General features: G+C 65.6%; 24 protein-coding genes. 9 read left to right on the top strand and 15 right to left on the bottom strand.

All coding sequences use genetic code 11. The features are described from left to right. Positions 1–16: 16 nt before the first annotated feature. The 5 genes from ACZ1JY_RS18590 to trhO are packed head-to-tail and all read left to right on the top strand — an operon-like array spanning position 17 to position 4,691. Positions 17–226, top strand: coding sequence for a DUF350 domain-containing protein (locus ACZ1JY_RS18590; RefSeq protein WP_118075499.1), 210 nt, complete (start codon positions 17–19; stop codon positions 224–226). Beyond that, on the top strand, positions 219–1,769 hold the full coding sequence (locus tag ACZ1JY_RS18585) for a polyamine aminopropyltransferase (RefSeq protein WP_465131089.1): 1,551 nt from the start codon (positions 219–221) through the stop codon (positions 1,767–1,769). The genes ACZ1JY_RS18590 and ACZ1JY_RS18585 overlap by 8 nt, the downstream gene beginning before the upstream one ends. Continuing rightward, positions 1,759–3,375, top strand: a complete 1,617-nt coding sequence (locus tag ACZ1JY_RS18580; protein WP_465131088.1) for an FAD-dependent oxidoreductase — start codon at positions 1,759–1,761, stop codon at positions 3,373–3,375. Before ACZ1JY_RS18585 ends, ACZ1JY_RS18580 begins: the two co-directional genes overlap by 11 nt. Then, complete coding sequence (gene speD / locus ACZ1JY_RS18575) at positions 3,375–3,749, top strand: adenosylmethionine decarboxylase (protein WP_118075495.1); 375 nt, start codon at positions 3,375–3,377, stop codon at positions 3,747–3,749. Before ACZ1JY_RS18580 ends, speD begins: the two co-directional genes overlap by 1 nt. Positions 3,750–3,758: 9 nt before the next feature. Next, the gene (trhO, locus tag ACZ1JY_RS18570; protein ID WP_118075493.1) at positions 3,759–4,691 is read left to right on the top strand and encodes an oxygen-dependent tRNA uridine(34) hydroxylase TrhO; all 933 of its coding nucleotides are present in this window, start codon (positions 3,759–3,761) and stop codon (positions 4,689–4,691) included. Here the strand turns inward: trhO and ACZ1JY_RS18565 are convergent. The 13 genes from ACZ1JY_RS18565 to ACZ1JY_RS18505 form a co-directional block, all read right to left on the bottom strand. Then, entirely contained in the window at positions 4,678–5,517 is an 840-nt protein-coding gene (locus ACZ1JY_RS18565) for an alpha/beta hydrolase (RefSeq protein WP_465131087.1), read from the bottom strand. The two genes, trhO and ACZ1JY_RS18565, sit on opposite strands and share 14 nt — an antisense overlap. Further along, on the bottom strand, positions 5,517–6,350 hold the full coding sequence (locus tag ACZ1JY_RS18560; RefSeq protein ID WP_465131568.1) for a fumarylacetoacetate hydrolase family protein: 834 nt from the start codon (positions 6,348–6,350) through the stop codon (positions 5,517–5,519). The genes ACZ1JY_RS18565 and ACZ1JY_RS18560 overlap by 1 nt, the downstream gene beginning before the upstream one ends. A gap of 109 nt (positions 6,351–6,459) precedes the next feature. Beyond that, positions 6,460–7,362, bottom strand: coding sequence for a VOC family protein (locus ACZ1JY_RS18555; protein WP_118075489.1), 903 nt, complete (start codon positions 7,360–7,362; stop codon positions 6,460–6,462). Further along, complete coding sequence (locus ACZ1JY_RS18550; RefSeq protein ID WP_118075487.1) at positions 7,359–7,787, bottom strand: GlcG/HbpS family heme-binding protein; 429 nt, start codon at positions 7,785–7,787, stop codon at positions 7,359–7,361. The genes ACZ1JY_RS18555 and ACZ1JY_RS18550 overlap by 4 nt, the downstream gene beginning before the upstream one ends. Further along, positions 7,784–9,292: a bifunctional 3-(3-hydroxy-phenyl)propionate/3-hydroxycinnamic acid hydroxylase gene (locus ACZ1JY_RS18545; protein ID WP_465131567.1), complete on the bottom strand. Its 1,509-nt coding sequence runs from the start codon at positions 9,290–9,292 to the stop codon at positions 7,784–7,786. Before ACZ1JY_RS18545 ends, ACZ1JY_RS18550 begins: the two co-directional genes overlap by 4 nt. Before the next feature lie 8 nt (positions 9,293–9,300). After that, positions 9,301–10,542, bottom strand: coding sequence for an amidohydrolase family protein (locus tag ACZ1JY_RS18540; protein ID WP_465131566.1), 1,242 nt, complete (start codon positions 10,540–10,542; stop codon positions 9,301–9,303). A gap of 123 nt (positions 10,543–10,665) precedes the next feature. After that, the gene (fdhD, locus tag ACZ1JY_RS18535; protein ID WP_465131086.1) at positions 10,666–11,460 is read right to left on the bottom strand and encodes a formate dehydrogenase accessory sulfurtransferase FdhD; all 795 of its coding nucleotides are present in this window, start codon (positions 11,458–11,460) and stop codon (positions 10,666–10,668) included. Further along, on the bottom strand, positions 11,441–11,707 hold the full coding sequence (locus ACZ1JY_RS18530; RefSeq protein WP_465131085.1) for a formate dehydrogenase subunit delta: 267 nt from the start codon (positions 11,705–11,707) through the stop codon (positions 11,441–11,443). Before ACZ1JY_RS18530 ends, fdhD begins: the two co-directional genes overlap by 20 nt. Beyond that, entirely contained in the window at positions 11,704–14,595 is a 2,892-nt protein-coding gene (fdhF, locus tag ACZ1JY_RS18525; protein WP_465131084.1) for a formate dehydrogenase subunit alpha, read from the bottom strand. The genes ACZ1JY_RS18530 and fdhF overlap by 4 nt, the downstream gene beginning before the upstream one ends. Next, positions 14,585–15,118, bottom strand: a complete 534-nt coding sequence (mobA, locus tag ACZ1JY_RS18520; protein ID WP_465131083.1) for a molybdenum cofactor guanylyltransferase — start codon at positions 15,116–15,118, stop codon at positions 14,585–14,587. Before mobA ends, fdhF begins: the two co-directional genes overlap by 11 nt. Then, positions 15,115–16,653 (bottom strand): NADH-ubiquinone oxidoreductase-F iron-sulfur binding region domain-containing protein, encoded by a 1,539-nt coding sequence (locus ACZ1JY_RS18515; protein ID WP_465131082.1) that lies wholly within the window; start codon positions 16,651–16,653, stop codon positions 15,115–15,117. The genes mobA and ACZ1JY_RS18515 overlap by 4 nt, the downstream gene beginning before the upstream one ends. Continuing rightward, entirely contained in the window at positions 16,650–17,063 is a 414-nt protein-coding gene (locus ACZ1JY_RS18510) for an NAD(P)H-dependent oxidoreductase subunit E (protein WP_465131081.1), read from the bottom strand. The genes ACZ1JY_RS18515 and ACZ1JY_RS18510 overlap by 4 nt, the downstream gene beginning before the upstream one ends. 71 nt (positions 17,064–17,134) lie before the next feature. Next, complete coding sequence (locus ACZ1JY_RS18505; protein ID WP_118075473.1) at positions 17,135–18,022, bottom strand: LysR family transcriptional regulator; 888 nt, start codon at positions 18,020–18,022, stop codon at positions 17,135–17,137. Between the two features lie 96 nt (positions 18,023–18,118). Here ACZ1JY_RS18505 and ACZ1JY_RS18500 point away from each other — a divergent pair, with 96 nt between their 5' ends. Genes ACZ1JY_RS18500 through ribB form a run of 4 tightly spaced genes read left to right on the top strand, consistent with a single transcriptional unit; the run spans position 18,119 to position 22,117 of the window. Further along, the gene (locus tag ACZ1JY_RS18500) at positions 18,119–18,484 is read left to right on the top strand and encodes a thiol-disulfide oxidoreductase DCC family protein (RefSeq protein WP_465131080.1); all 366 of its coding nucleotides are present in this window, start codon (positions 18,119–18,121) and stop codon (positions 18,482–18,484) included. Further along, positions 18,481–19,836 (top strand): ABC1 kinase family protein, encoded by a 1,356-nt coding sequence (locus tag ACZ1JY_RS18495; protein WP_465131079.1) that lies wholly within the window; start codon positions 18,481–18,483, stop codon positions 19,834–19,836. Before ACZ1JY_RS18500 ends, ACZ1JY_RS18495 begins: the two co-directional genes overlap by 4 nt. 37 nt (positions 19,837–19,873) lie before the next feature. Then, positions 19,874–20,782 (top strand): iron-containing redox enzyme family protein, encoded by a 909-nt coding sequence (locus tag ACZ1JY_RS18490; RefSeq protein WP_465131078.1) that lies wholly within the window; start codon positions 19,874–19,876, stop codon positions 20,780–20,782. A 60-nt stretch (positions 20,783–20,842) separates the two neighbouring features. After that, positions 20,843–22,117, top strand: coding sequence for a 3,4-dihydroxy-2-butanone-4-phosphate synthase (ribB, locus tag ACZ1JY_RS18485; protein ID WP_465131077.1), 1,275 nt, complete (start codon positions 20,843–20,845; stop codon positions 22,115–22,117). A gap of 18 nt (positions 22,118–22,135) precedes the next feature. On the opposite strand, the gene ACZ1JY_RS18480 is transcribed toward ribB, so the two are convergent. Beyond that, positions 22,136–22,987, bottom strand: coding sequence for an HTD2 family dehydratase (locus ACZ1JY_RS18480; RefSeq protein WP_465131076.1), 852 nt, complete (start codon positions 22,985–22,987; stop codon positions 22,136–22,138). Next, positions 22,987–24,567, bottom strand: coding sequence for an acyl-CoA dehydrogenase family protein (locus tag ACZ1JY_RS18475; protein WP_465131075.1), 1,581 nt, complete (start codon positions 24,565–24,567; stop codon positions 22,987–22,989). Before ACZ1JY_RS18475 ends, ACZ1JY_RS18480 begins: the two co-directional genes overlap by 1 nt. Positions 24,568–24,614: the final 47 nt, after the last annotated feature.

The following is a 24,614-nucleotide window of genomic DNA, read 5'->3' as shown; positions in this document are numbered from 1 at the left end:
CTGAAAGGAGCCTGCCATGCTCACCGCGAACACCTTCCTTGCCACGATGCTCTATGCCGGCCTCGGTATCGTCATCTTCATTGTCAGCTTCGTGCTGGTCGACAAGCTGACTCCGGGCGAGCTGTGGCGCGAGATCATCGAGCGCAAGAACATGGCCGTGGCACTGCTTGCCGGAGCGGTTGCCATCGGCATATCCAACATCATCGCCGCCGCCGTGCATGGATGAAGCACCGCTTGCCCAAGGGGATGCCGCGCCGGATGCAGCTCCGGCTTCGCTTGCAATCATCCTGCTGGTTTCGGTCCTGGTCGTTGCCACCTGCGGCCTGATCTACGAACTGCTGGCAGGTACGCTTGCAAGCTATCTGCTCGGCGACAGTGTAACCCAGTTCTCCACTGTCATCGGGACGTACCTGTTTGCGATGGGTGTTGGCAGCTGGCTCTCGCGCCATGTGCGTTCGGCCGAGATGGCGGTGTTCGTCCGGGTGGAAATCCTCATCGCCGCGCTGGGCGGATGGTCTGCTGCCGGTCTTTTCCTGCTGTTCCCGCTGGTGGGAGACTTCCGGGTTGCGCTTTATGCACTGGTGATGGCCATCGGCGTGCTGGTCGGGCTGGAAATTCCGCTGCTGATCCGCATCCTCCGGCACCGGTTCGCCTTCCGAGAACTTGTCTCCAACGTGCTGACTTATGACTATGTCGGCGCGCTGATCGCCTCGCTGTTGTTCCCGCTGGTGCTGGTTCCCAGGCTGGGCATGATACGGACAGGTTTCGTTTTCGGCCTTGCCAACGTCGCGGTTGCCATTGCCTTGCTGATCGCCCTGCGCCGGCAGGAGCGTATCGGGCGCGACATGGCGGTGGCGCTGCTGGTCGCCGCCTCGCTGGTCTGCGGCCTTGCCTTTGCCGATCGGTTGCAACGGTGGAGCGAAGTTGCGTTCTACAACGAACCGGTGGTCTATGCCCGCTCGACACCTTACCAGCGGATCGTGCTGACGCGCCAAAGCGGTGACTTGCGGCTCTATCTCAACGGCAACTTGCAGTTCTCCACGCGCGACGAATATCGTTATCACGAAGCACTCGTGTGGCCGGTTCTGGGCAGGGTTGCCACGCCCCGCCAAGTGCTGATTCTCGGTGGCGGCGATGGCCTTGCCGCGCGAGAGGTGCTGCGCGATGGCCGCGTTGGCCACGTTACGCTGGTCGATCTCGATCCCGAGATGACCCGCCTGTTCCGCGATACGCCACAACTGGCGCAGCTCAATGCCGGGTCGCTGGCCTCTCCCCGGCTCACGATGGTCAATGCCGATGCCTTTCGCTGGGTGCGCGAACAACAGCGCCAGTTCGACGCGATCATCGTCGACTTTCCTGATCCCACCGAGTTTTCGCTGGGCAAACTCTATACCGAGACATTCTATCGCGAGGTTGCCCGCCTGCTCGCCCCCGAAGGCGTGATGACCGTGCAGAGCACTTCGCCGCTGATTGCCCCGCGCTCGTACTGGACCGTGGCCAGCACGCTCGAGGCCGCCGGGCTTAATGTGCGCGGCTATCATGCCTACGTGCCGAGCTTTGGCGAATGGGGCTTCACCATGGCCGCTCATGCCGCTCCATTGGATGTGGTACGCTTGCCGACGAACCTGCGCTTCCTCACAGCGGCCAGCGAACGGGCGATGTTCGATTTCCCGCCCGATATGGCGCGCCGCCCTGCCCCGGTAAACCGGCTCGACAATCAGGCGCTTGTGCGCAGCTTCGCCGAAGAGTGGGGCCGCTATGAAGGCTGAGCCGACCCGGCGGCAAGTGCTTGCTGGCGCTGCGGCAGGAGCGGGGGCGACGGCGCTGCTAGGAGGGTGCGGCGATACCCCCCTGCCCGGTACCCTCTCCGGCGCTGACTGGCAGCGGGGCCACCTCATCCGGGAAGGCAGGTTTCCGGCGCCATCAGGCCCCGTCGAGGAGATCGACATCCTGATTGCGGGCGGCGGCGTTGCGGGCCTTGCCGCCGGCTGGCGCCTGGCCGAGGCCGGCTTCACCCGCTTTGCCCTGTTTGAACTGGAAGACGCGCCCGGCGGCAACGGAAGATCGGGCAGCAACGCCACCAGCGCCTATCCGCTGGGCGCGCATTATCTGCCCGTGCCCAACCGCGAGGCCCGCGCGCTGCGGCACATGCTGAAAGGCTTCGGCATGATAACGGGCGAGGCAAACGGCACGCCGGTCTATGATCCGCTCCAGCTTTGTGCAGACCTTGAGGAGCGATTGCTGTGGCGTGGCAAGTGGCAGGAAGGCCTTGTTCCCCAGACCGCCCTGTCGAATGGCGACAAGGACCAGCAGGCGCGCTTCACCTCCGCGATGACTGGGTTTCGCGATGCCATCGGCGGCGATGGCAGGCCCGCGTTTGCATCGCCCATGGCGGTCTCGAGCACGGATGAGCGGTACCGCTCGCTCGACCAGCAAAGCTTCGCGCAGTGGCTCGACGCGCAGGGCTATACCTCTGCCCCGTTGCGCGCTCACTTGCGCTATTGCTGCAGGGATGATTACGGCTCGGAGCCCGAGCATGTTTCAGCCTGGGCGGGCATCCACTATTTCGCCGGGCGTCGCGGCTGGGCCGCCGGGAATGATGGTGATCGCGAACTGACCTGGCCCGAGGGCAATGGCCGGCTGGTCCGGGCGATGGCCGACCGGATTACCTCCAATTTGCGTACAGCGCGGTCGGTGGTCCGGGTCGAAGCAGCCGGATCAGCAGTGATGGCCCATGTCTTCGATCATCGTGCCAATGTGACCAACCTTGTTCGCGCTCGCGCCGCCATCCTCGCCATGCCCCACTTCGTTGCCCAAAGGGTAGCGCCGCAGCACGCTGCCATGGGCCGGTTCAGCTATGCACCGTGGGTCGTGGCGAATGTCACGGTCAGCCGCCCGCCGCGTGGCAAGGGCGCACCGCTGGCGTGGGACAATGTCTCGGCAGCGAGCGAAAGCCTCGGCTATGTTGTCGCCACGCACCAGACCTCCTCGGCGGACGGCGGTCCCACGGTTTTGACCTGGTATCTCCCGCTCAGCCGCGAAACGCCGCAGCAGGCGCGCAAGATCCTGATGACGCGCAGCTTGGCCGCCTGGCAGCGGATGGTGCAGGATGATCTGCTGGCGATGAACCCCGATCTTCTGGGCGCGATCGAGCGGATCGACGTATGGCGCTGGGGCCATGCCATGGTGCGGCCCGTGCCCGGCTTTCTCTCCGATCCTGCCAGGACCGCCGCCGCGCAAGGTTCGCCCCCGGTCTGGCTTGCCCACTCTGATCTCTCGGGCCTTTCGTTGTTCGAGGAAGCGCATTATCGCGGTGTGACTGCCGCCGAGAGCGCCTTGGCCCACCTCGCGCATCCGTTTGAAAGTCTTGCCTGATGGCCCATCTCCCGGGCACGAGTGTCCACCTCATCGCCGATCTGGATGAATGCCACAGGCTCGATGATGCCGCGCATGTCGAACAGGTGCTGCGCATGGCCGCGAGCGTGGCCAAGGCCCATGTCGTCGGGGTGCATCTGCATCATTTCGGTGAAGCGATGGGGTTGACAGCGGTCGCCATGCTGGCGGAATCGCACATATCGATCCACACTTGGCCGGAGATCGGTGTCGCGGCCGTCGATCTGTTTGTCTGTGGCGAAAACGCCGATGCGGCGGCTGGCTTGGCGGTGATCGCCTCCATGCTCGGCGGCAGGATCACGCGGCAGCATGCCTTGCAGCGTCTCGGGACTGACAAACCCTGCCGCTTGCCCTAAGGGCGCGGCATGGAATCGTCGGTCACCGTCGCAGCACTTTATCGGTTCACGCCAATCGCGGACCCTGCCGCCTTGCGCGATGCGCTTGAAGGCACCTGCAAGGCGCAAGGCATCAAGGGTACGCTGCTGGTCGCCCACGAAGGCATCAACGGCACGATCGCCGGTAGCGCCGATGGCATTGCGCACGTTGTTGATTTCATCCGCGCCCAGCCAGACTGCGCCGATACCGACGTCAAGTACTCCCATGCATCTGGGATGCCGTTCTATCGCATGAAAGTGCGCATCAAGCGCGAGATCGTGACGATGGGCGTCGAGGGCATCGATCCGCGCGCCAGCGTTGGCACCTATGTTTCGCCGCAGGACTGGAATGCGCTGATTGCCGACCCCGAAACGATCGTGATCGATACCCGCAACGATTACGAAGTGGCAGCCGGCACGTTCGAACGCGCCATCGATCCCCGGACTGCCACCTTCCGTGAATTTCCCGGCTGGTTCCGGCGAGAACGCGAGAAGCTTTTGGGAGAAGGCAAGACCCCCAAGGTCGCGATGTTCTGCACCGGCGGCATCCGTTGCGAAAAGTCCACCGCCTTTCTCAAGGCCGAAGGCATCGATCAGGTCTATCACCTCAAGGGCGGCATCCTGAAGTACCTCGAGGAAGTGCCCGAAGAGGAAAGCCTGTGGCGCGGCGAATGTTTCGTGTTCGATGAGCGCGTGACCGTGGGCCATGGCCTCGCGCTTGGCAGCCACGTGCTTTGCCGCGCCTGCCGCCGCCCCGTTGACGAGGAGGGCCGTGCCTCACCGCTCTACGAGGACGGCGTTTCCTGCGCGGGCTGCTACGATGAGCGCACCGAGGAACAGCGCGCTTCGGCCCGCGAGCGCGATCGTCAGGAGAAGCTCGCGCGGGCCCGCGGCACAAGCCACATCGGCGCTACACGGACCTGACGAACGCCACGATTTCGTCGGTCAGGCGGCGGTCCGCCGTTCCGATGTGCATGGCCATGGAATAGTGATTGTGGCCGGACAGGATCATTCCGTTCGGCATAACGCCATGCCGTTCGAGACGCTCTGCCATAAGGCCAAGAAATTCGGCCTGGAAGCGTGGAGGATCGTACTGCGCACAGCAAACGAACAAGGGAATGCCGGTCGAAGCCACGGCCTCGCGCGGCATTTTCGCGTCGTAGTCCTCGTTCGGACCATAATACGGCTCGTCCTTGGCATCGAGCAGGGTGTAACCATACAGGCCCGAGAGCAGCACCACTCCGGCAACCGGCAAGTCGGGCCGTAGTTTCAGCGCGGTGGCGATATGCACGGCACCCGCGGATGTGCCCACGACCACGATCCGCGCCGGGTCGCCGCCATGATCGCTCGCGTTGTTGCGAAGCCACTCGACCGCCGCCACTACGTCTTCGCCCCCTTGCGGCCAGCGCGCATCGGGCAGAAGCCGATAATTCATCGCCGCGCCAAGGAACCTAGTTTCGGCCATCGTCCGGGCCACGGCGGCGTTCTGCCACGAACCTGCATCGCCCTTGTCGCCAAGCCGGAACCCGCCCCCGTGGACGAACAGGACGACCGGAAGGTCGCGATCGGCGACCGTACGATAAAGATCGAGACGGTGCCGATCGTGTGGCCCGTAAGCACAATCGGCGGTCAGGACGGGCACGCGCGCGGCAAGCTCGCGCTGCTCGGCATCGAACAGCGCGCCGCAGGCTTCGAGCACTTGCGGGCCGAGCGCGCTGCCCATCGCGGCAATGGCATCGGAAGCCGACATCAAGCTTCGTCAATCACGGGGTTGGTGAGTTTGCCGACTTTGCCGATGGAGATTTCGGCGATGTCGCCTGCTTTCATGTAGAGGGGTGGGTTGCGTTTGTCGCCGACGCCGCCGGGGGTGCCTGAGGCGATGACGTCGCCGGGTTCGAGGGTGGTGAAGGTGGAGCAGTATGCGATCACGAAGGCGACGTCCCAGATCATGTCGGAGACGGGCTGGTCCTGGACGAGCTGGCCGTTGATGCGGGTCTGCACGCGCTGGTCGCCAAGATCGGGCAGTTCGTCGGGCGTGACGAGGGCCGGGCCGAAGGCGCCGGTGCCGGGGAAGTTCTTGCCCGGCGTGAACTGGATGTTGTGGCGCTGCCAGTCGCGCACCGAGCCATCGTTGAACACCGAGTACCCGGCGACATGTTCCAGCGCCTTTTCGCGCGGGATGCGGCGGCCGCCCTTGCCGATGACCACGGCAAGCTCGCCTTCATAGTCGAAGCGGGTGGATTCCGGCGGGCGCACCAGCGGTTCGCCATCGGCGATCAGGCTGTCGGCCCAGCGGGTGAAGATCGCCGGGAACTCCTTCTGGTCGCGCCCGGTCTCGGCGACGTGGGTGGCGTAGTTGAGCCCGACGCAAAGGATCTTGTTCGGATTGGGGATCAGCGGCAGCAGGCGCACGTCGGCGCGGGCATGGGTCGCGGTTGCGGCAAGCGCGGACAGATCACCGGCCACGGCGTCCTTGAGCCATGCGGCGGCGCCCTGTGGCCCGAGATCGTGCACGGTCTCGCCCTCGAGGCGGCCGAAGCTGGGGGTGCCGTCAGGACGGCGGAAGCTGATGTAACGGGCCATGGTCTTGTCTCCCCTGAGGACGCCTTGTGCCTGCACCGCCGATCCTGCCAGCGCAAGGGCGGCCGCGCCGCCGACAAATCCTCGTCTGTCGATGTTCAAGGTGCTGCGTTCAAAGTGGTTCAGGTTGCCAGTCGCGGCGGCAGCGGAAGCGTTCCTCGGCCACGCGCAAGCCGGCGAAGTCCTTGTCCGAGATGCCCCACTGGTCGATGCGGCTCTCGGGCCAGGTCCAGTCGTCCGGCTCGCCGGTGCGGTAGTCTGCCGGGACCTTTTCCACCGCGGTCGAATATTCGATCACCGGGCCGAACGGAGCGATGTAATAGGCATAGACATTGTCGCCCGGCCCGTGGCGGCCCGGGCCCCATGCGGGGGCAAAGCCGTTGTCGCGCATCCAGCCAATGCCGCGCATCACCGCATCGAGATCGTCCATCTCGAACGCCACGTGGTTGAGGCTGGCAAAGCCGGCGCGGGCAAAGGCGGTGGAGTGGTGGCTGTCGTTGCAGCGCACGAAGACCATGCCCTTTGTCCGGTCCGAGACGCGGAAGTCGAGCACGTCCTCCACCGCATGGCCCAGGAGTTCGGCATCGGCAGAGTTGAACACCACGTGCGTCAGCTTGACCGGCGAGACGCGCTTGCTGGCCTTGGAGAAGCCTTCGATGGGCGCGACCTCGCCCGATCCTGCCAGGAAGCGCAGGATCGTGCCTTCGGGCAGTTCGACGAGCAGGCCTGCACCTTCGCCGGGATCGGCCGAGGTGACCGGCCTTGCCGCCCAGCCCTTGTCGGTCACGCGGGCCTTGATCGCGGCGAGTTCGTCTTGCGAGCAGGTGAAGGTGGTCGAGCGCACGAACTCGGCATCCGATTGCTCGAACGCGACGAGGTAGGGCATCGTGCCGGTGCCGCGCAGGTAGTGCGTCTGCCCCCGAACTTCGGCGGGGTAGAGCCCCCAGACGTCGACCATCCACGCCGCGGCGGCCGCGGGATCGGGCAGGGCAATTTCGATGCTGCGCAACTTCACTTGGCGTTCTCCTGATCGCATCCGGCGGCCTTGAGGCCTGCCAGCGCGCAGTCCTCGTCACACTCGCCGGTATCGCCGCTGATGCCCACGGCACCGATGATCGCGCCGCCTGTGCGGATCAGCACGCCGCCGGGCGAGAAGGCGATGTTGCCGCCGACTGCCACGCTGACGCTCTGGAAGAAGGCGGGATTGCCCTTGGCGCGTTCAGCCAGGACACGGGTATCATCGCCCATGCCGAGCGCGCCCATCGCCTTGGCGCGGGCGATGTCATGGCGGAACAGGCTGGCCCCGTCCTCGCGCGCGAAGGCCACCGGATGGCCGCCGGCATCGAGCACGATCACCGCAAGCGGCCTGGCACTGCGCGAGCGCGCCTCTGCCAGTGCGGCGGTGACGATGGTCTGGGCTGCGTTGAGCGTCAGGCTCATGCCGCAATCTCCTGCTTCTGGCGCAGCATCGCATCGCGCAGGGCCAGCAGGTCTGCCGCAGCGCCGGTGCCGAACACATAATGGTCGGGGCGGACCAGCACGGCATCGACATTGCGGTCCACCAGCCAGTTCAGTACCGCGCCGTTGTCGGGCAGATCGCTGGCCACGACAGCGCCTTGCATGCCGCCGTCGCGCACGAACAGGCGCCAGCCCTGGCCGACGAGATCGTCGAGCTTGCGCCCGTCTGTGAGAATCGGCTGGATGAAGCGCTGGCCTGCGGCAGGCGTGCCCTGCGCCACGAAGCCGGTAGAAATCGTCGGAATCAGGTCTGCCGCGGTCTCGCCTGCCTTCTGCGCCGATTGCGCGCGGATGCTGGCATCGCGCTGCGCCGCCCGGGCCGGATCGAGTTCGCAGATATAGCGCCCTGCCGCCACTGCCGCGCCGATAACGCCGCGCACGTGCGGGTCGCGCTCGGGCTGGTAGGTCGTCAGGATGGCCTCGTCCGCGCCATCGTTGACGATCGCCGCCATCTTCCAGGCAAGGTTGGCCACATCGCGCAGGCCGTGGCACATGCCCTGTCCGAAGAACGGCGGGGTCTGGTGCGCGGCGTCTCCGGCCAGGAACACGCGGCCAACCTGCCACTGCTCGGCCACCAGCCCGTGGAAGCGATAGGTGGCGGCGCGCACGACCTTGTGCGGCACATCTTTCATCCAGGCGCCGACCAGGGCCGCGACATTCTCCTCGCGCATCATCTCGGCATCGTCTTCGTGCGGCAGGAGCATGAACTCCCAGCGGCGATGGTTGCGGCGGCCCGGGACCACCGTTGCCGGGCGATTGGGATCGCACATCATCACCGAGAGGCGCTGCAGGTCCGCGCCCTCGGGCACGCCGGTCAGGTCCGGGAAGGTCACCGGCCCTTCCACTTCGGCATCGACCACCAGCCACGGCTCCTCGAAGCCGAGATCGTCGAGCTTGACGCCCAGCGCCTTGCGCACCGGGCTGCGCGAGCCATCGGCAGCAATCGCCCAGCGCGCGGTCAGGCTGCGCTGCGCGCCATCCTGCGCGTAGGTCACCGTCACGCCGTCATCGCCTTGCGAGAGCGAGGTGAACTCGGCGCCCAGCAGCAGACCGATGCTGCCCCCGATGCAGCTGTTGTCGGCAAACGCCGCGCGCAAGTGCGCCTCGAACTCGGGCTGGTAGAAGAAGTAGTCGTTGGCCCACCCGAACGGGCGCGGCTTGCCGACCGTGCCCATGTAGCGGATCACGCCATGATCGGCGCCGACATGGAGGTGCCCGTCGGTCGCCACCATGTCCGGCTCGACCCGGTCGATCACGCCTGCACTCTGGAACAGGCGCATCATCTCGTGATCGAGATGGACCGCGCGCGGCAGCGGATAGTGCTCGGTCTCCTTCTCGAGCACGACCACCGACAGGCCCTGCCTGCCCAGCAGGTTGGCCGCCATCGCCCCCACCGGGCCGCAACCGATCACGGCAACGTCAAACATCGTCGACATCAGGCGGCAGCTCCCGTGGTGGCTGCCTGCGGCGCCTTGTAGAGCGTGCCGCCCTTCATGATCATGACGAGCTTGTCCTTGTCCTGCAGGATCGAGACGTCCTGCGTCGGATCGCCGTCGACCAGCAGCAGATCGGCCAGCCAGCCCTGCTTCACCCGGCCCACCTCGAGGTCCATCAGTTCGCCGCCCAGCGCGGTTGCTGCGTGCAGCGCCTCGGCCGGGGTGTAGCCGAAGTGATCGACGAAGATCTGCAGGTCGCGCGCATTGCGGCCATTGGGATTGAACGGAAAGCCATAGTCGCCACCGATCAGGATGCGCATGCCCCGGGCCTTCAAGGCGGGCACCAGCTTGGCTTCCAGCGCCATCCGCTCGGCCGCGCTTTTCTTCATGTGGCTCATGTCGATGTGCGGCGGCGGCGTGGCTTCCAGCGCGGCGATCGAAACGCCCGGCGATGGTGCGTAGAACGTCGTGTCCCTGGCCGCGATCATCGCGTCGGCTGCCGCCTCGTCGGCGTAAGAAGCGTGGTAGATGATTCGCGCCCCGGCCTTCAGCGCCAGCTCGATCGCCTTGGGATAATAGGCATGGGTGGCGATCCACAGGCCGGCCTCGCGCGCCGCTTCGCCTGCCGCTTCCATCTCTTCGTCGGTATAGAGCACGTCGCCGGCCGAACCGGGCTTCAGGGCATCCTCGCCCGAGACCACCAGCTTGAGCGAGCCGATGCCCTGCTCCTTGCAATAGGCCACGAACTTGCGGATCGCCTCGGCCCCGCGCCCGTTGAACACGTCACCGGTGTCGACGCCCTCGGCCCCTTCCGGGCTGCGCTCCAGCGTCGAAGGCACGAGCCGCGGCCCCGGCGTCTCGCCAGCATCGATTGCCCGCGCCAGCTCAACCTCGATGCCATCCCCCAGCGCGCCTGCCGAATAGGCGCTGGTAAAGCCATGGTCGAGCAGCACCCGCGCATTGCGCCACGCCGCCACCTTCAACTCGTCCTCGGGCAGGATGAACTGGTGATAGATCTTCTCCACCGAAGACCCCCACGTCAAATGCGCATGCGCCTCAACCAGCCCAGGCATCAACACACCGCCCGCGCCGTCGATCACGGTGGGGGCTTCGTCGAGAGGAATCTCCTCGCCTGCAGCCATTATGGCGGCGATCCTGCCATCGCGCACGAGCACCGACTTTGCGCCGTCAAGCAGCGCCTCGCCGTCAAAAACCCGGACGTTCCTGATCATCACGGCCATAGCACCCGCCATCCCATTTCTCCCGTTCACCGGGATGACCTAGCTCTCGCTATGGGGCCGGAAAAGTACTGATATGCAATATTTGGATAGTCAGAGCCTATGGAACGGGGCCGCCAAGGCCAATCACAACTCGAGCAGACTGTCATCCCGGACGAGGCTGACCAGACGGAGCCCATGACTTGCCGCCTGTTCGCAAGCCAGCGTGGACGCTGCCGAGATCGTCGCGAGCAATGGGACTCCCGCGATGATCGCCTTCTGCACCAGTTCGAAACTGCAGCGCGCGGTGAGCAGCACGAAATGGTCGGCCATTGCCAGGCCCTTGCGAGCCGCTGCGCCGATCAGCTTGTCGAAGGCATTATGCCGACCGACATCCTCGCGCACCAGGTGGATCGTGCCTTCTGCATCACACAGCGCTGCCGCATGTGCTGCGCCCGTTGCGCGGCCGAGCGCCTGATGGTCACGCATCCGGGCGGCTGCGCGGAAGATCGCATCTGCCCCAACCTCGGTCCGCGCCGCCACCGGCTGCAGCGGCCTCATGACCTGCTCGAGGCTCTCGATCCCGCAAAGCCCGCAGCTTCCCTCGGAAAGCCGCAACCGCGCGCGTTTGAGCAGCGGAGCCGCGCCTTCCGCGGCAAGCTGCACGCGCAGCATCCATCCGCCGGCATCAACGCGCGCAGCCTGAGCCGAAACGAACTCGCGCGGGGAAGCGATCAACTGTTCCGACAGGCAGAAACCGAGGGCGTAGTCTTCAAGATCGACCGGAGTTGCCATCATCACGGCATAGCCTACGCCGTTGATTTCCAATGCGACCGGCGCCTCTTCGATCAGCGCTCTGTCAAGCGTGCGTGAGCTCCGGCCATCTGCGAAGTCTTCCCGGAACGAGAAGATCCTTGTGCCGTCAACCGGCATCGGAGCCATGGACTTGCGGATCGGTGGCGCGGCTCTGCGGAGCGGGAACGCGCCCCTCTGCCAGCCGCGCCAGAGCCTCGGCCGCCACCGGATCGAGCCCGGCAGAGCCTTGGGCGATAAGCGTATCGATCATGCGCGGTGTCCAGAACGAAACGATATGGTCGGCCACTGCCGCCACGGGCTTGTCGTCATGCACCAGGTTGCGCGCGATCTGGTTGGCCATGTAGGCCAGCTTTTCTGCCGTATGCGCGGTCATTCGGCCGGCTCCATCGCGCTGTCCTGGCCCACGATCCGGCGGGAGCGCGAGGCTTGCGCCTCATAGTCTTCCTGCCAGTCGGTCGGGCCGTTGGAAGGCGTGATCTGCACAGCCGTCACCTTGTATTCCGGGCAGTTGGTCGCCCAGTCGGAGTAGTCGGTGGTGACCACGTTTGCTTGCGTCGCCGGGTGGTGGAACGTGGTGTAGACCACGCCCGGGGCCACGCGATCCGTCACTAGCGCGCGCAAGGTCGTCTCGCCAGACCGGCTTGCCAGCTTCACCCAGTCGCCAGACTTGAGGCCACGGTTGTCGGCGTCGGTCGGATGAATTTCGAGAACGTCTTCGGGATGCCAGACAGTGTTCGCCGTGCGCCGCGTCTGCGCGCCGACGTTGTACTGGCTGAGGATGCGCCCGGTCGTCAGCAGTAGCGGGAAGCGCGGGCCGGTGCGCTCGTCGGTCGGCACATAGTCCGTCACCACGAACTTGCCCTTGCCGCGGACGAAACCTTCGATGTGCATGATCGGCGAGCCATCGGGGGCCTTGTCATTGACCGGCCACTGCAGCGAACCTTCGGCATCGAGCCGCTTGTAGTTGACGCCGGTAAAGGTCGGCGTCAGCCGTGCGATCTCGTCCATGATCTCGGACGGGTGGGTGTAGTTCCAGTCAAGCCCGATGGCGCGGGCCAGTTCCTGCGTGACCTGCCAGTCTTCATATCCGTTGAGCGGCTCCATCACCTTGCGCACCGGCTGGATGCGGCGTTCGGCATTGGTGAAGGTGCCGTTCTTCTCAAGGAACGTCGATCCCGGCAGGAAAACGTGGGCGTAGTTCGCGGTTTCGTTGAGGAACAGGTCGTGGACGATCACGCATTCCATCGCGGCAAGGCCCGCCGCGACATGCTTGGTGTCGGGATCGGACTGCAGGATGTCCTCGCCCTGGATGTAGATCGCCTTGAACTGCCCGTCGGTTGCGGCGTCAAGCATGTTGGGGATGCGCAGGCCCGGTTCGGGATCGATCTTCACGCCCCATTCCGCCTCGAACAGGTCGCGCGTTGCCTTGTCCGAAACGTGGCGATAGCCGGACAGCTCGTGTGGGAAGGAGCCCATGTCGCAAGCGCCCTGCACGTTGTTCTGCCCGCGCAAGGGGTTCACGCCGACGCCGCGACGGCCGATGTTGCCGGTCGCCATGGCGAGGTTGGCAATGGCCATGACGGTGGAGGAGCCCTGGCTGTGTTCGGTCACGCCGAGGCCGTAGTAGATCGCGGCATTGGGCTTGTTTCTCTGGGCTGAAGCCCAACCGGGGCCGCCCGTGGCAAACAGCCGCGCCGCACCGCGGATGGCCTCGGCGTCCACGCCGATCACCGGAGAGAGAAACTCGGGACTGTTGCGCTCTGCCGAAACGAATTCTGCCCAGTGCTGGTATTCGTCCCAATCGCAACGCTCGCGGATGAACGCTTCGTTGGCGAGGCCTTCGGTGACGATCACATGCGCAATCGCCGTGAGGATCGCCACGTTGGTGCCGGGGCGCAGTGGCAGGTGGTAATCCGCCGCGATATGGGGGCTGCGCACCAGATCGGTGCGGCGCGGGTCGATCACGATCAGCTTGGCACCCTGACGCAAACGGCGCTTCATCCGGCTGGCGAAGACCGGGTGCCCGTCGGTCGGGTTCGCGCCGATCACGAGGATCACGTCGCTGTCCTCGACGCTGTCGAAGTCCTGCGTACCCGCCGAAGTGCCGAACGTGGTCTTGAGGCCATAGCCGGTGGGCGAATGGCAGACGCGCGCGCAGGTATCGACGTTGTTCGTGCCGAAGCCCGCCCGGATCAGCTTCTGGACGAGGAACGTCTCCTCGTTGGTGCAGCGGCTGGAAGTGATGCCACCCAGTGCGTTGCGGCCGTAAGTTTCACGGATGCGGTTGATCTGGCCCGCCGCATAGGTCAGCGCCTCTTCCCACGAAACCTCGCGCCAGGGCTGATCGATGGTCTCGCGGATCATCGGCGAGAGGATGCGCTCCTGGTGCTGGGCATAGCCCCAGGCGAAGCGGCCCTTGACGCAGGAGTGCCCGCGATTGGCCTTGCCGTCCTTCCAGGGCACCATGCGCACCAGCTGTTCGCCACGCATTTCGGCGCGGAAAGTGCAGCCAACGCCGCAATAGGCGCATGTCGTCACGACAGCGCGCTCGGGCTTGCCGATTTCCTTGACCGCCTTTTCCTGCAAGGTCGCGGTCGGGCAGGCCTGGACACAGGCGCCGCAGGAAACGCATTCGGATGACAGGAAGCTGTCCGAAGTCAGCCCCGCCGAAACCTTGCTGTCAAACCCGCGCCCGTCGATCGTCAGCGCCAGCGTTCCCTGCACTTCATCACAAGCACGCACGCAGCGCGAGCAGACGATGCACTTGCTGGGATCAAAATCGAAGTAGGGGTTCGAGATGTCCGGCATCGCGCCGAGATGGTTCTCGCCCTCATAGCCATAGCGCACATCGCGCAGGCCCACGGCGGCGGCCTGATCCTGCAGTTCGCAATCGTTGTTGGCGCTGCAGGTCAGGCAATCGAGCGGGTGATCGGAGATGTAAAGCTCCATCACCCCCTTGCGCAGCTTCTGCAGGCGCGGGGTCTGGGTGTGGACTTTCATGCCCTCGGCCACCGGGGTGGTGCAGCTTGCAGGCGTGCCGCGCATCCCGTCGATCTCGACAAGGCACAGGCGGCACGATCCGAACTGCTTGAGATTGTCGGTGGCGCAGAGCTTCGGGATGGAACCGCCGGTCAGAGCCGCAGCGCGCATTACAGTCGTGCCGGAGGGCACCGTTACTTCGCGTCCGTCAATGAAGCAGGTCACTTCCGTGTCGCTGCGGACTTCCGGCGTGCCAAAGTCGGCCTGGCGTTCATAACCCATGGGATTGCTCCTCGGCGGCCATCAGATCCGCCGGTGTATTGATATTAGCAGGATTTTCGGAAAGGCGCACCGCCCGCGCGCCGACCAGTTCGGCAAAGGCGCGCATCGAATGACGGGCATCGCTGGTCAGCAGCGCATCGAGCGTGGCCGAGGCGCTGGCAGGCCACAGCCCGATCACCGGCTGGCTTTCGCAATAGGCGGGGGCGGGGCGCAGTTGGTCGGCCAGATCGTCAGCCAAGCCGATGCTGTCGACCGAACAGGTCAGCACTTCGTTGTAACCTGCATCCCGCGCGTGATGGAGCGCAGCGGCAATTCCGCCCAATGGTCCCATGTCAGCGCGCGGCCAGTCTGGCAGCGTGGGCGCAGGCGCTTCCTCTCGCCCCACCACGACCACCGCATCGCATTGCGAAGCCAGCGCATCCACCGCCCGCGCTAGCAGCGTGCGCCCGCCCAGTTCGGCCAGCGCCTTGTCGCTGCCGAAGCGGGTGGAGCGGCCTCCGGCAAGGACGGCGCCCAAGATCACTCCGCTGCTTCCTTCGCTGGAACTGCGCCGAAATCCTCCGGGAAATTGCGCAGCGCCGACAGCACCGGATAAGGCGTGAAACCGCCCAGCGCGCAGAGCGAACCGAACTTCATCGTCTCGCACAGGTCTTCGAGCAGGACGATCTCGTCCGCCAGCGAACGTTCCACCTTGCGGGCGTTATGCATCTGCGGCAGCGCCTCCACCCTGTCCGGCGTGCGACCGGAGCGGGCGCGGATGCGGTCAATCAGTTCCACGCCGCGCGTGGAGCCGATGCGGCAGGGCGTGCATTTCCCGCACGATTCCGCGGCACAGAATTCCATGGCGAAGCGCGCCTGGCGGCTCATGTCAGCCGTATCATCGAACACGGTGATCCCGGCATGGCCGATCAGGCCATCGGCGCCGGCAAAGGCTTCGTAATCGAACGGCAGGTGGAAATCGGACGGCGCGTGATAGGCGCCCAGCGGCCCGCCCACCTGCACCGCGCGCACCGGACGGCCCGATGCCGTGCCACCGCCAATATCGTTGACCAGTTCGCCCAGAGTGATGCCGAAGCCCACTTCGAACAGCCCGCCATGCTTCACGTTGCCCGCGATCTGGATCGGCATCGTCCCCTTGGACCGGCCGAAGCCGACCGCCGCATAGGCCGCCGCGCCATTGGCCATGATCCACGGCACGGCGGCCAGCGTCAGCACGTTGTTGACCACCGTCGGCTTGCCGAACAGCCCTTCCAGTGCGGGCAGTGGCGGCTTGGCGCGAACTTCGCCGCGCTTGCCTTCAAGACTGTTGAGCAGCGAAGTTTCCTCGCCACAGACATAGGCACCTGCGCCGACGCGCACTTCCAGTTCGAACGGGGCGACAAGGTGGGCCGAGGCGCGCACTGCCGCCTGCATCTTGGCAATCGCGTGCGGATATTCGCTGCGAATGTAGACGTAACCCTTCTGCGCACCGACGGCATGGGCGGCAATCGCCATGCCCTCGACCAGCATGAACGGGTCGCCCTCCATCACCATGCGGTCGGCAAAGGTCGCGCTGTCGCCCTCGTCGGCGTTGCAGACGATGTATTTGCGGTCAGCGGAGGCCTTGGCGACAGTGGTCCACTTGATGCCGGCCGGAAAGCCTGCCCCGCCCCGTCCGCGCAGGCCGGATTCGGTCACTTCGGCAATGGTTGCCTCAGGGCCGATCTCGCGCGCCTTGGCAAGGCCCTGCCAGCCGCCATTGGCGGCATAGTCTTCGAGGCTGAGGGGCCGTGTCTTGCCAGCGCGCGCGAAGGTGAAGCGCTGCTGGCGGGCAATGAAGCGATGCGCTGCAATCGGGCCGATGGCCTTGGCCGAACTGCCTGCCAGCACGGCGGCAACGTCTTCAGGCTCCAGCGGGCCGAAGCCCTGACCATCAATCTCGGCCAGCGGTTCCAGCCAGTGCATGCCCCACGATGACACGCGCTCAACGGTGCAACCTGCCGCCACGAATGCCGCCACGACCTCGTCCGCGCCGCAAGCCAGCGCCAGTGCATCGTCGCTGATCCGCACCAGAGTCATGCGAGCGCCTCCACCAGCGCGCCAAGCTTGGCCGCATCGAGCCGCGCATGGACCTTGTCACCCACCATCGCATTGGGGCCGACCGAGCACAGGCCGAGGCAATAGACCGTTTCCACCTTCACCCGCCCGCTTTCTGCGAGACCAGCGGCGAGCGCATCGACGCCACGCGCCTGGCACGCCTCTGCCCGGCACAGCTTCAGCACAGGGCGCAGATCGGCTTCCGCATGGAAATCATGGTAGAAGCTGACAACCCCCTGCACTTCGGCGCGGCTGAGGTTCAGCGCCTGCGCAATCGCGCGGATCGCCTCTTCCGAAACGTGGCCGTATTCGGCCTGCACGTCATGCAGGATCGGAAGCAGCGGGCCTTCCCGGCCTGCGTGTGCGGCGATGATCTGGGGCAGTCGTTCCATGGCGCTCCGATCTTGTCCGAAACAGACCGGTGGTCAAATCGAAAAAGTCGAACCTTGATAGAGTTCGTCTATCAAACTCCGGCAAGGCTGCGCGCAACGGCCAGCGCCGTGCTGGCCATAGGGCTGAGCGGCACGCGATTGACCACGACCAGGCCGATGCGGCGTGGCATGTCGCCATCGTCCAGCACGGCGCAGCATGCCCACGGCAACCCTGCCAGAAGGCTGGCATAAGTATCGGGCACGATGGTGCAAAAGCCCCCGGAGCGGACGAGGTCAAACAGCGTGACATAGCTGTCCGCCACCGCCCGCGGCGTTATCGCCAGCCCGCGATCCAGCATGCGCGCGTCGAGTATGCGGCGGAACTGCATGCCTTGGTGAAGGAGGCACAGCGGTTGCACAGAAGCCTCTTCCCACTTGATTTCCGTCAGACCGCCGAGCGGGCCATCCGCGCGCGTCACGAACAGGTAACGCTCTGCGTGAAGCGGCACGGTCAGCACATTGGCCGGAGTTTCGTGATCGAGATAGGTCAGGCCCGCATCGCACTCGAAGGTGTTCAGCGCGCGCTCGATCTCGCGCGAGGTGGCAGAGCGTACGGACAGGCTCAGGCCCGGATGTCGCTGAAGCAGAGTGTCGCCGAACTGGCCGGCAAGCGGCAGCGCCGCAGGGATGGCTGCAAGGGCAAATTGCCCGGTAATCGATGCAGAACGCGCCGCCACCGAACTCGTCATCCCCGCCACCGCGCCGAGAATCTGTTCGGCCCAGGGCAGCATTGCCTCCCCCTGCGGCGTCAGCCCCACGAAGCGCCGGTCCCGCTCGACCAACCGATGGCCAACCTCGCGCTCCAGCGCGGATAGCCCGGCAGACAGCGTTGGCTGTGAAACGCCGCATTCCTGCGCGGCATTGGCAAAGTGCCGCAGCCGGGCGATGGTCACGAAATAGCGGAGCTGGCGCGGGTGCATGGCCTCATGCCTAGGTTGATAGGATGCACCTATCAAGCGAGATACTTCCCCAAATGGCAGGTCTCGCAAGGGAGCAGGCGGGCGCATAGGGCAGCTATGGACAGTGCCCAGCTTTCGGAACGGAGCCTGACGGTGTGGTACGATGGTGCCTGTCCGCTCTGCTCGCGCGAGATCGCGGCGATGAGGCGGTTGGATCGCAAGGGCGCCATCGCGTTTGTCGACATTGCCGATTCCGCTGCCGCCTGCCCGATCGACCGAGAGGCCGCGCTCGCGCGGTTCCATGTGCAGGAGGGCGGAGAAGTCCTTTCAGGCGCGGTGGCGTTTGCGGCAATGTGGCGTGCGATCCCGGCCTTGCGCTGGCTGGGCTTACTGGCCCGCTGGCGCCCCCTGGAAATCGTGCTGGAGCGTTGTTATCGCATGTTTCTTGTGATCCGTCCTGCACTGCAAAGGCTATTGAAATGAGCGGATCGCGTTATCGCAAGGTGCCCTCGGCGCGGCTTTCGCGGCTGGCAGCGTTCGGCCAGTTGGCCGGGGGCGTGGCCGGTGGGGTGCTGGCCGAAGGTGCGCGGCGGCTTGCCCGCGGCGAGGCGCCGAAGCTTTCGGACCTGCTGCTAACCCCCGGAAATGCCATGAGAGTTGCCGACCAGCTCTCTCGTCTGCGCGGCGCTGCGATGAAGCTGGGGCAGATGATCTCGCTCGATGCAGGTGACGTCCTTCCGCGCGAACTGACCGAAATTCTGTCCCGATTGCGGGATTCGGCGCATTTCATGCCGCCTGCCCAGCTGGAGCGTGTGCTGAGCGCCGAGTGGGGTGCAGGTTGGCGCGCGAAGTTTCGGCACTTCGGGGCGCAGCCGATTGCAGCTGCTTCGATCGGGCAGGTGCACAAGGCTGTCCTGCCCGATGGCCGGGTGCTGGCCATCAAGGTGCAATACCCTGGAATTGCTGCAAGTATTGACGCTGACGTGGACAATGTGGCCACGCTTTTGCGCGTCTCGGGGCTGCTACCGCAGGGCCTCGACATCAATCTCCAACTCTCCGAGGCAAAGCGGCAACTCCACGAGGAGTCGGACTATCTCCGCGAGGCAGAGATGATGCAGCGCTATGGCAAGATGCTTGCCGGCGAGGACGCATTTCTCGTCCCCCAGGCATACGCCCCCCTCTCGGGCCGCAACGTCCTGGCGATGGACTTCATCGAAGCGCGTCCGATCGAAAGCCTTCTCACCGCGCCTCTCGAAGTGCGCAACAAGGTGATGGGGGCGCTGCTCGGCCTGACCTTGCGCGAACTGTTTGCGTTCGGCTTCATGCAGACCGATCCGAACTTCGCCAACTTCCGCTGGCAGCCTGAGACCGGCAAGCTGGTGCTGCTTGACTTCGGTGCCGCGCGCGAGGTTCCGGTGGCCACGACCGAGGCCTACCGGCGGATGTTGATGGCGGGTCTGGCGGAGGACCGCGATGCCTTGCGGGCGGCCTTGACCGAGGTCGGTTTCGTTTCAGATCAGCAGCTTGCCCGCCACGGCGCAGCCTTTGACCGGATGCTCGACGTATTGATCGGCCATCTTGGAAAGCCCGGCCTGTTCGATTTCTCCGACCGCTCGTTTGTCGAGCGGGTGCGGGCCGAAGCCGAGAAGGTCGCCGCGGACCGCGCTTCGTGGCACGTTCCCCCGGTCGATACGCTGTTCGTGCAGCGCAAGGTCAGCGGTACAGCGCTGCTCGCCATCCGCATGAAGGCGCAGTTGCCGTTGCGCGAGATGGTGGCAGAGGCAATCGGCGGCGACTGTCCTCCACAGCAAACGCTTCGTCGCGCATTGGGTTAGCAACGGAACAGGCGAGCGGAAATTCCGTTTGCCTTTCATGCAGATAGATCTCCACCAGCGAAGCACCTCCCTCCCCGCTTCGGAGGCCCCCCGCTTCCAAAGCGACACGATCCAGCAGGCGCTGGCGCATTGGAACCGTGAGCGCCTGAGCCCCCAGTTTCCGTCCTCGGACTGGAACCAGCACTTCGAGCATGAAGCGCAGACGCGCTATCTCGAAACCTCGTTCCTCGAGGAATTGCGCGCCGAGGTGGTAGACCGCGCCCGCGAGGCGCCGACTGATGTTGATGGCTTCGTCGAATGGTTCGAAGGCCTTAAGCAGACCGGCCCCGGCCAGGGTGACCCGCTGTTTCCGTGGCTGGCCGACAGCGCCAACGAAGTGCAGCTGCGCTGGTTCTTCGAACAGGAAGCGGCAGGCGAAGCCGGGTTCGATGATCTTGTCGCCTATACGCAGGTCAAGCTCCCGGTCAGCGCGAAGCTCGAACTTGCCCGCAACTACTGGGACGAGATGGGCCGTGGCAACGTGCGCGGCATGCACGGACCGATGCTCAACGATCTGGCCGTGACCATGGGCGTGGAGCCGACCATCGAGAACACCGTGTGGGAAAGCCTTGCTCTCGCCAACGCTATGACGGGCATGGCTACCAATCGCGGGTTCGCGTGGCATTCGGTCGGCGCACTTGGGGTGATCGAACTGACTGCACCGGGCCGCTCGGCCATGGTGGCCAAGGGCCTGCGCCGCATCGGCCTGTCCGACCGTGAACGCCGCTACTTCGATCTTCATGCCGTGCTCGACGTGAAGCACAGCGAGGACTGGAACCGCGAGGCACTGCGGCCGCTGGTCGAGGGAGACCCGCGCCGCGCCACGGCGATGGCCGAAGGTGCGCTGATGCGCCTGATGTGCGGCAAGCGCTGTTTTGCACGTTACCGTGCGACACTCTGGGGATAATCGCACATCAGGATGTGATTCAGGTTGACCTGCGCCATCGCGATGTGACACACGCGACTCATGGCACAGGACATTGTGGCGCGTGCGCGCAAGCTCATCGAGGATCGGGTCATTTCGCGGGCGGCGCTCGCCCGCGCGGCCGGTCTGCACCCCAACACCTTGCGCGACGCTCTGTCGCCTGACTGGAATCCCACGGCAGATACGCTGACCAAGCTCGAACGGGCGATGGACGACAGTGACGATGAGGACTTCGCGCTGGCGACGGTCGAGGAAATCATTGCCGACGTCCGCAATGGCCGCATGGTCATCCTCGTCGATGACGAAGACCGCGAGAACGAAGGCGATCTGGTCATCCCGGCACAGATGGCAACCCCCGAATCCATCAACTTCATGGCCACCCACGGCCGCGGGTTGATCTGTCTGTGCCTCACGTCCGAACGCGCCGACAAGCTTGGCCTCGAGCTGATGAGCCGCAACAACGGCACGCGCCATGGCACGGCCTTCACCGTCTCGATCGAGGCGCGCGAGGGCGTCGACACCGGCATTTCCGCAGCGGACCGTGCCCGCACCGTTGCCGTGGCGGTCGATGCCACCAAGGGCCGTGACGATATCGTGACGCCGGGCCACGTCTTCCCGCTGATCGCCCGCGATGGCGGCGTCCTCGTCCGCGCCGGCCACACCGAAGCTGCGGTCGACCTGCCGCGCCTTGCCGGACTCAACCCCTCGGGCGTGATCTGCGAGATCATGAACGACGACGGCACGATGGCGCGCCTCAACGACCTCATCCCGTTCGCCCGCAAGCACGGCCTCAAGATCGGCACGATCCGCGACCTGATCGCCTACCGCCGCCGCCATGACCACTTGGTCGAGTGCCTCAACCAGGCACCGTTCCATACCGATTACGGCGGCGAATTCACGATCAAGACCTATCGCAACAAGGTCGACGGCTCGGTCCATCTCGTGCTGCAGAAGGGCCACATCCTGCCCGACACGCCGACGCTGGTGCGCATGCACTCGATCTCGGTCCTGTCCGACGTGCTCGGCCAACCGGGACCGCGCAAGCGCATCCTCCAGCGCGCCATGAGCGAGATTGGCGAGGCAGGCTCAGGCGTCATCGTGCTGCTGATGCCCACCGATCCGGAACAGCTGATCCGCGAGGTCGGCGGCACCGCCGGGCATGACATGGAGCTGCGCAGCTACGGCATCGGCGCGCAGATCCTTGCCGACCTCGGCATTCACGACATGATCCTGCTGACCAACTCGCACCACAACCTCGTCGCGCTCGAAGGCTATGGCCTGAACATCGTTGGCGAGCGGGCGATCCCGGCGAACTGAGGCTGCCCGAGTTGGCGATCAGGTCGTGGCGCTTGCCGCCATGACCTGACGGCCATCGGCAGCGAAGGCGGCAAGCTCCAGCGCGCGCTCTTCTCCGCGCATCACCAGATGCAGCGCCTCGCCGCAGATCGCCGGCGAAAGCCCGCGAAAAGCAAAGCTCTTCAGCGCATTGTCGCCCAGCTCTGCCTGCGCGAGATCGAGCAGGAGCGTGGCCGTCAGCGGGCCGTGAACGACCAGCCCGCGATAGCCCTCGCCTTCAGCGGCATATGGCAGGTCATAGTGGATGCGGTGGCTGTTGAAGGTCAGCGCCGAATAGCGGAACAGCAGCGGCTCGTCCGGGGTCAGCGTGCGGTGCGCGGTCCACGGCCCCGGATCGAAAGCGCCCTCCCCCAACGGCGGCGGCACCAGGGGCGATCCGGCGGCTGCGGCGGCGCGATAGACCACGCTCTGCACTTCGCGCACGGCCACTTCACCATCGCTCAGCGTGTCATGCGCAACCTCGACGAAGACCAGCGCGCCACTGGCGCCCTGCTTTTCCGTGATCGCCGCAACTGACGATCGCCGCTCAACCGCCGCGCCGAGCATGATCGGCACAACAAATTCCACCTTGCTTGCCGCCCACATCCGTCGCGGGAGCGGCACTGGCGGCATGAAGCTGTCCGGGCTGTCGTCACGCAGCGGGTGACCGTCGGCCCCCAGCGTCGACGTTGGCGCATCGGGCGCGCACAGGCACCAGTGGAAGCCTTGTGGCATGGTCCCGTCGGCGGGCGCAGCGCGATCGAACGTGGCCAGCCAGCGCGCGGCAAGTGCGGCGTCGGCGCGATCCGTGCGGCGCTCGGTCCGGCCGATCCAGTTCTGCCATTCACCCATCAGTTGCGCCCTTCCAGCAGCCCGCGCGCAATGACCTGCGCCTGGATTTCCGCCGCGCCTTCGAAGATGTTGAGAATGCGCGCATCGCACAGCACGCGGCTGATCTCGTACTCGAGCGCGTAGCCGTTGCCGCCATGGATCTGCAGCGAGGCATCGGCGTTCGACCATGCCGCGCGCGCTGCCAGCAGCTTGGCCATGCCGGCCTCGATATCGCAGCGCTTGCCCGAATCCTTGGCACGGGCGGCGGCGTAGGTCAGCTCGCGGGCCAGAACCATGTCGACCAGGCTCATCGCCAGCTTGTCGGCCACGCGCGGAAACTGGACGATGGCTTTGCCGAACTGCTTGCGGTTCAGCGCGTAATCCAGCCCCAGTTCCAGCGCGCGGCGGGCGACGCCGACGGCGCGCGCGGCGGTCTGGATGCGCGCGCCCTCGAACGTGCGCATCAATTGCTTGAAGCCCTGCCCCTCCTCGCCGCCGAGCAGAGCATCGCCGGGTGCGCGCAGGCCATCGAACTGCAGCGCATATTCGCGCATGCCGCGATAGCCGAGCACCTCGATCTCGCTGCCGCTCATGCCGGGTTCGGGGAAGGGTTCAGCCTGCGTCCCCCGACGCTTGGGCACCAGCAGCATCGACAGTCCGGCATAGCCCTTGGCATTAGGGAGCGTGCGGGCCAGCATGGTCATCAGGTCCGACCGGGCCGCGTGGGTGATCCACGTCTTCGCGCCATCGATTACCCAACCCTCGCCCTCACGCCGTGCGCGGGTCTGCAGCGAGCCGAGGTCTGAGCCGGTATCGGGTTCGGTGAACACCGCTGTCGGCAGGACCTCCCCGCTGGCGATGGCCGGAAGCCACTGCGTCTTCTGCGCCTGTGTCCCGCCCAGCACGATCAGCTCGCCCGCAATCTCGGACCGCGTTCCGAGCGATCCGGCACCGATCCAGCCGCGCGAAAGCTCTTCGGTAACCAGGCACATCACCAGCTTGCCGAGGCCGAGCCCGCCGAACTCTTCGGGGATGCAGACCCCGAACGTGCCGAGATCGGCCATTGCCCGCACCGTTTCGTCCGGGATCAGCGCATTGGCGAGGTGCCACTTGTGGGCGTGAGGCAGAATCTCGGCATCGGTGAACCGCCGGAACTGGTCGCGGATTGTATCGAGCTCCTGATCGCCAAGGCCTTCCGAAGGCCACTGCCCGGCAGCAAGAGCGCTCACCACTTGCGCGCGGACATCGGCGTGGTCAGTTTCGAGCAGGTCCGCGCAGTCCTGCGCCAGTCCGCGCGCCGCGGCGTTCAGCCCCAGATCTACCGGCCGCAGGATCTCGTTCTGGCCCATCGGTAACCCGCCGACGAGTTGGCCCAGCGTCTCGGCAAAGGCCAGCCGGGCTACTGTTTCATCGAGCGCGCCACCGGTGCATTCGGCCCAAGCCGCCACCGCCTCAAGCGCGGCAACGCTCGTCGCGATCCAGGCAAAGCCGTGCGCCGCACGCTGGTGCTCGTCGATCCGCGCATCTTCCAGCCGCCCGGCCAGCGCAGACTGCGCCGCTGCTTGATAGCGCCGCGCCGCACCCAATTCCTCCTCAAACATCCTGTTCTTTTTCCGGATTGTAGAATGTAAGCATTGCTATTATCGCC

This window comes from Novosphingobium sp. BL-A-41-Hi4B-X5A, assembly GCF_055521705.1.
Note: the sequence above shows the minus strand (reverse complement) of the source record. Positions and strands in the feature narration are given on the sequence as shown.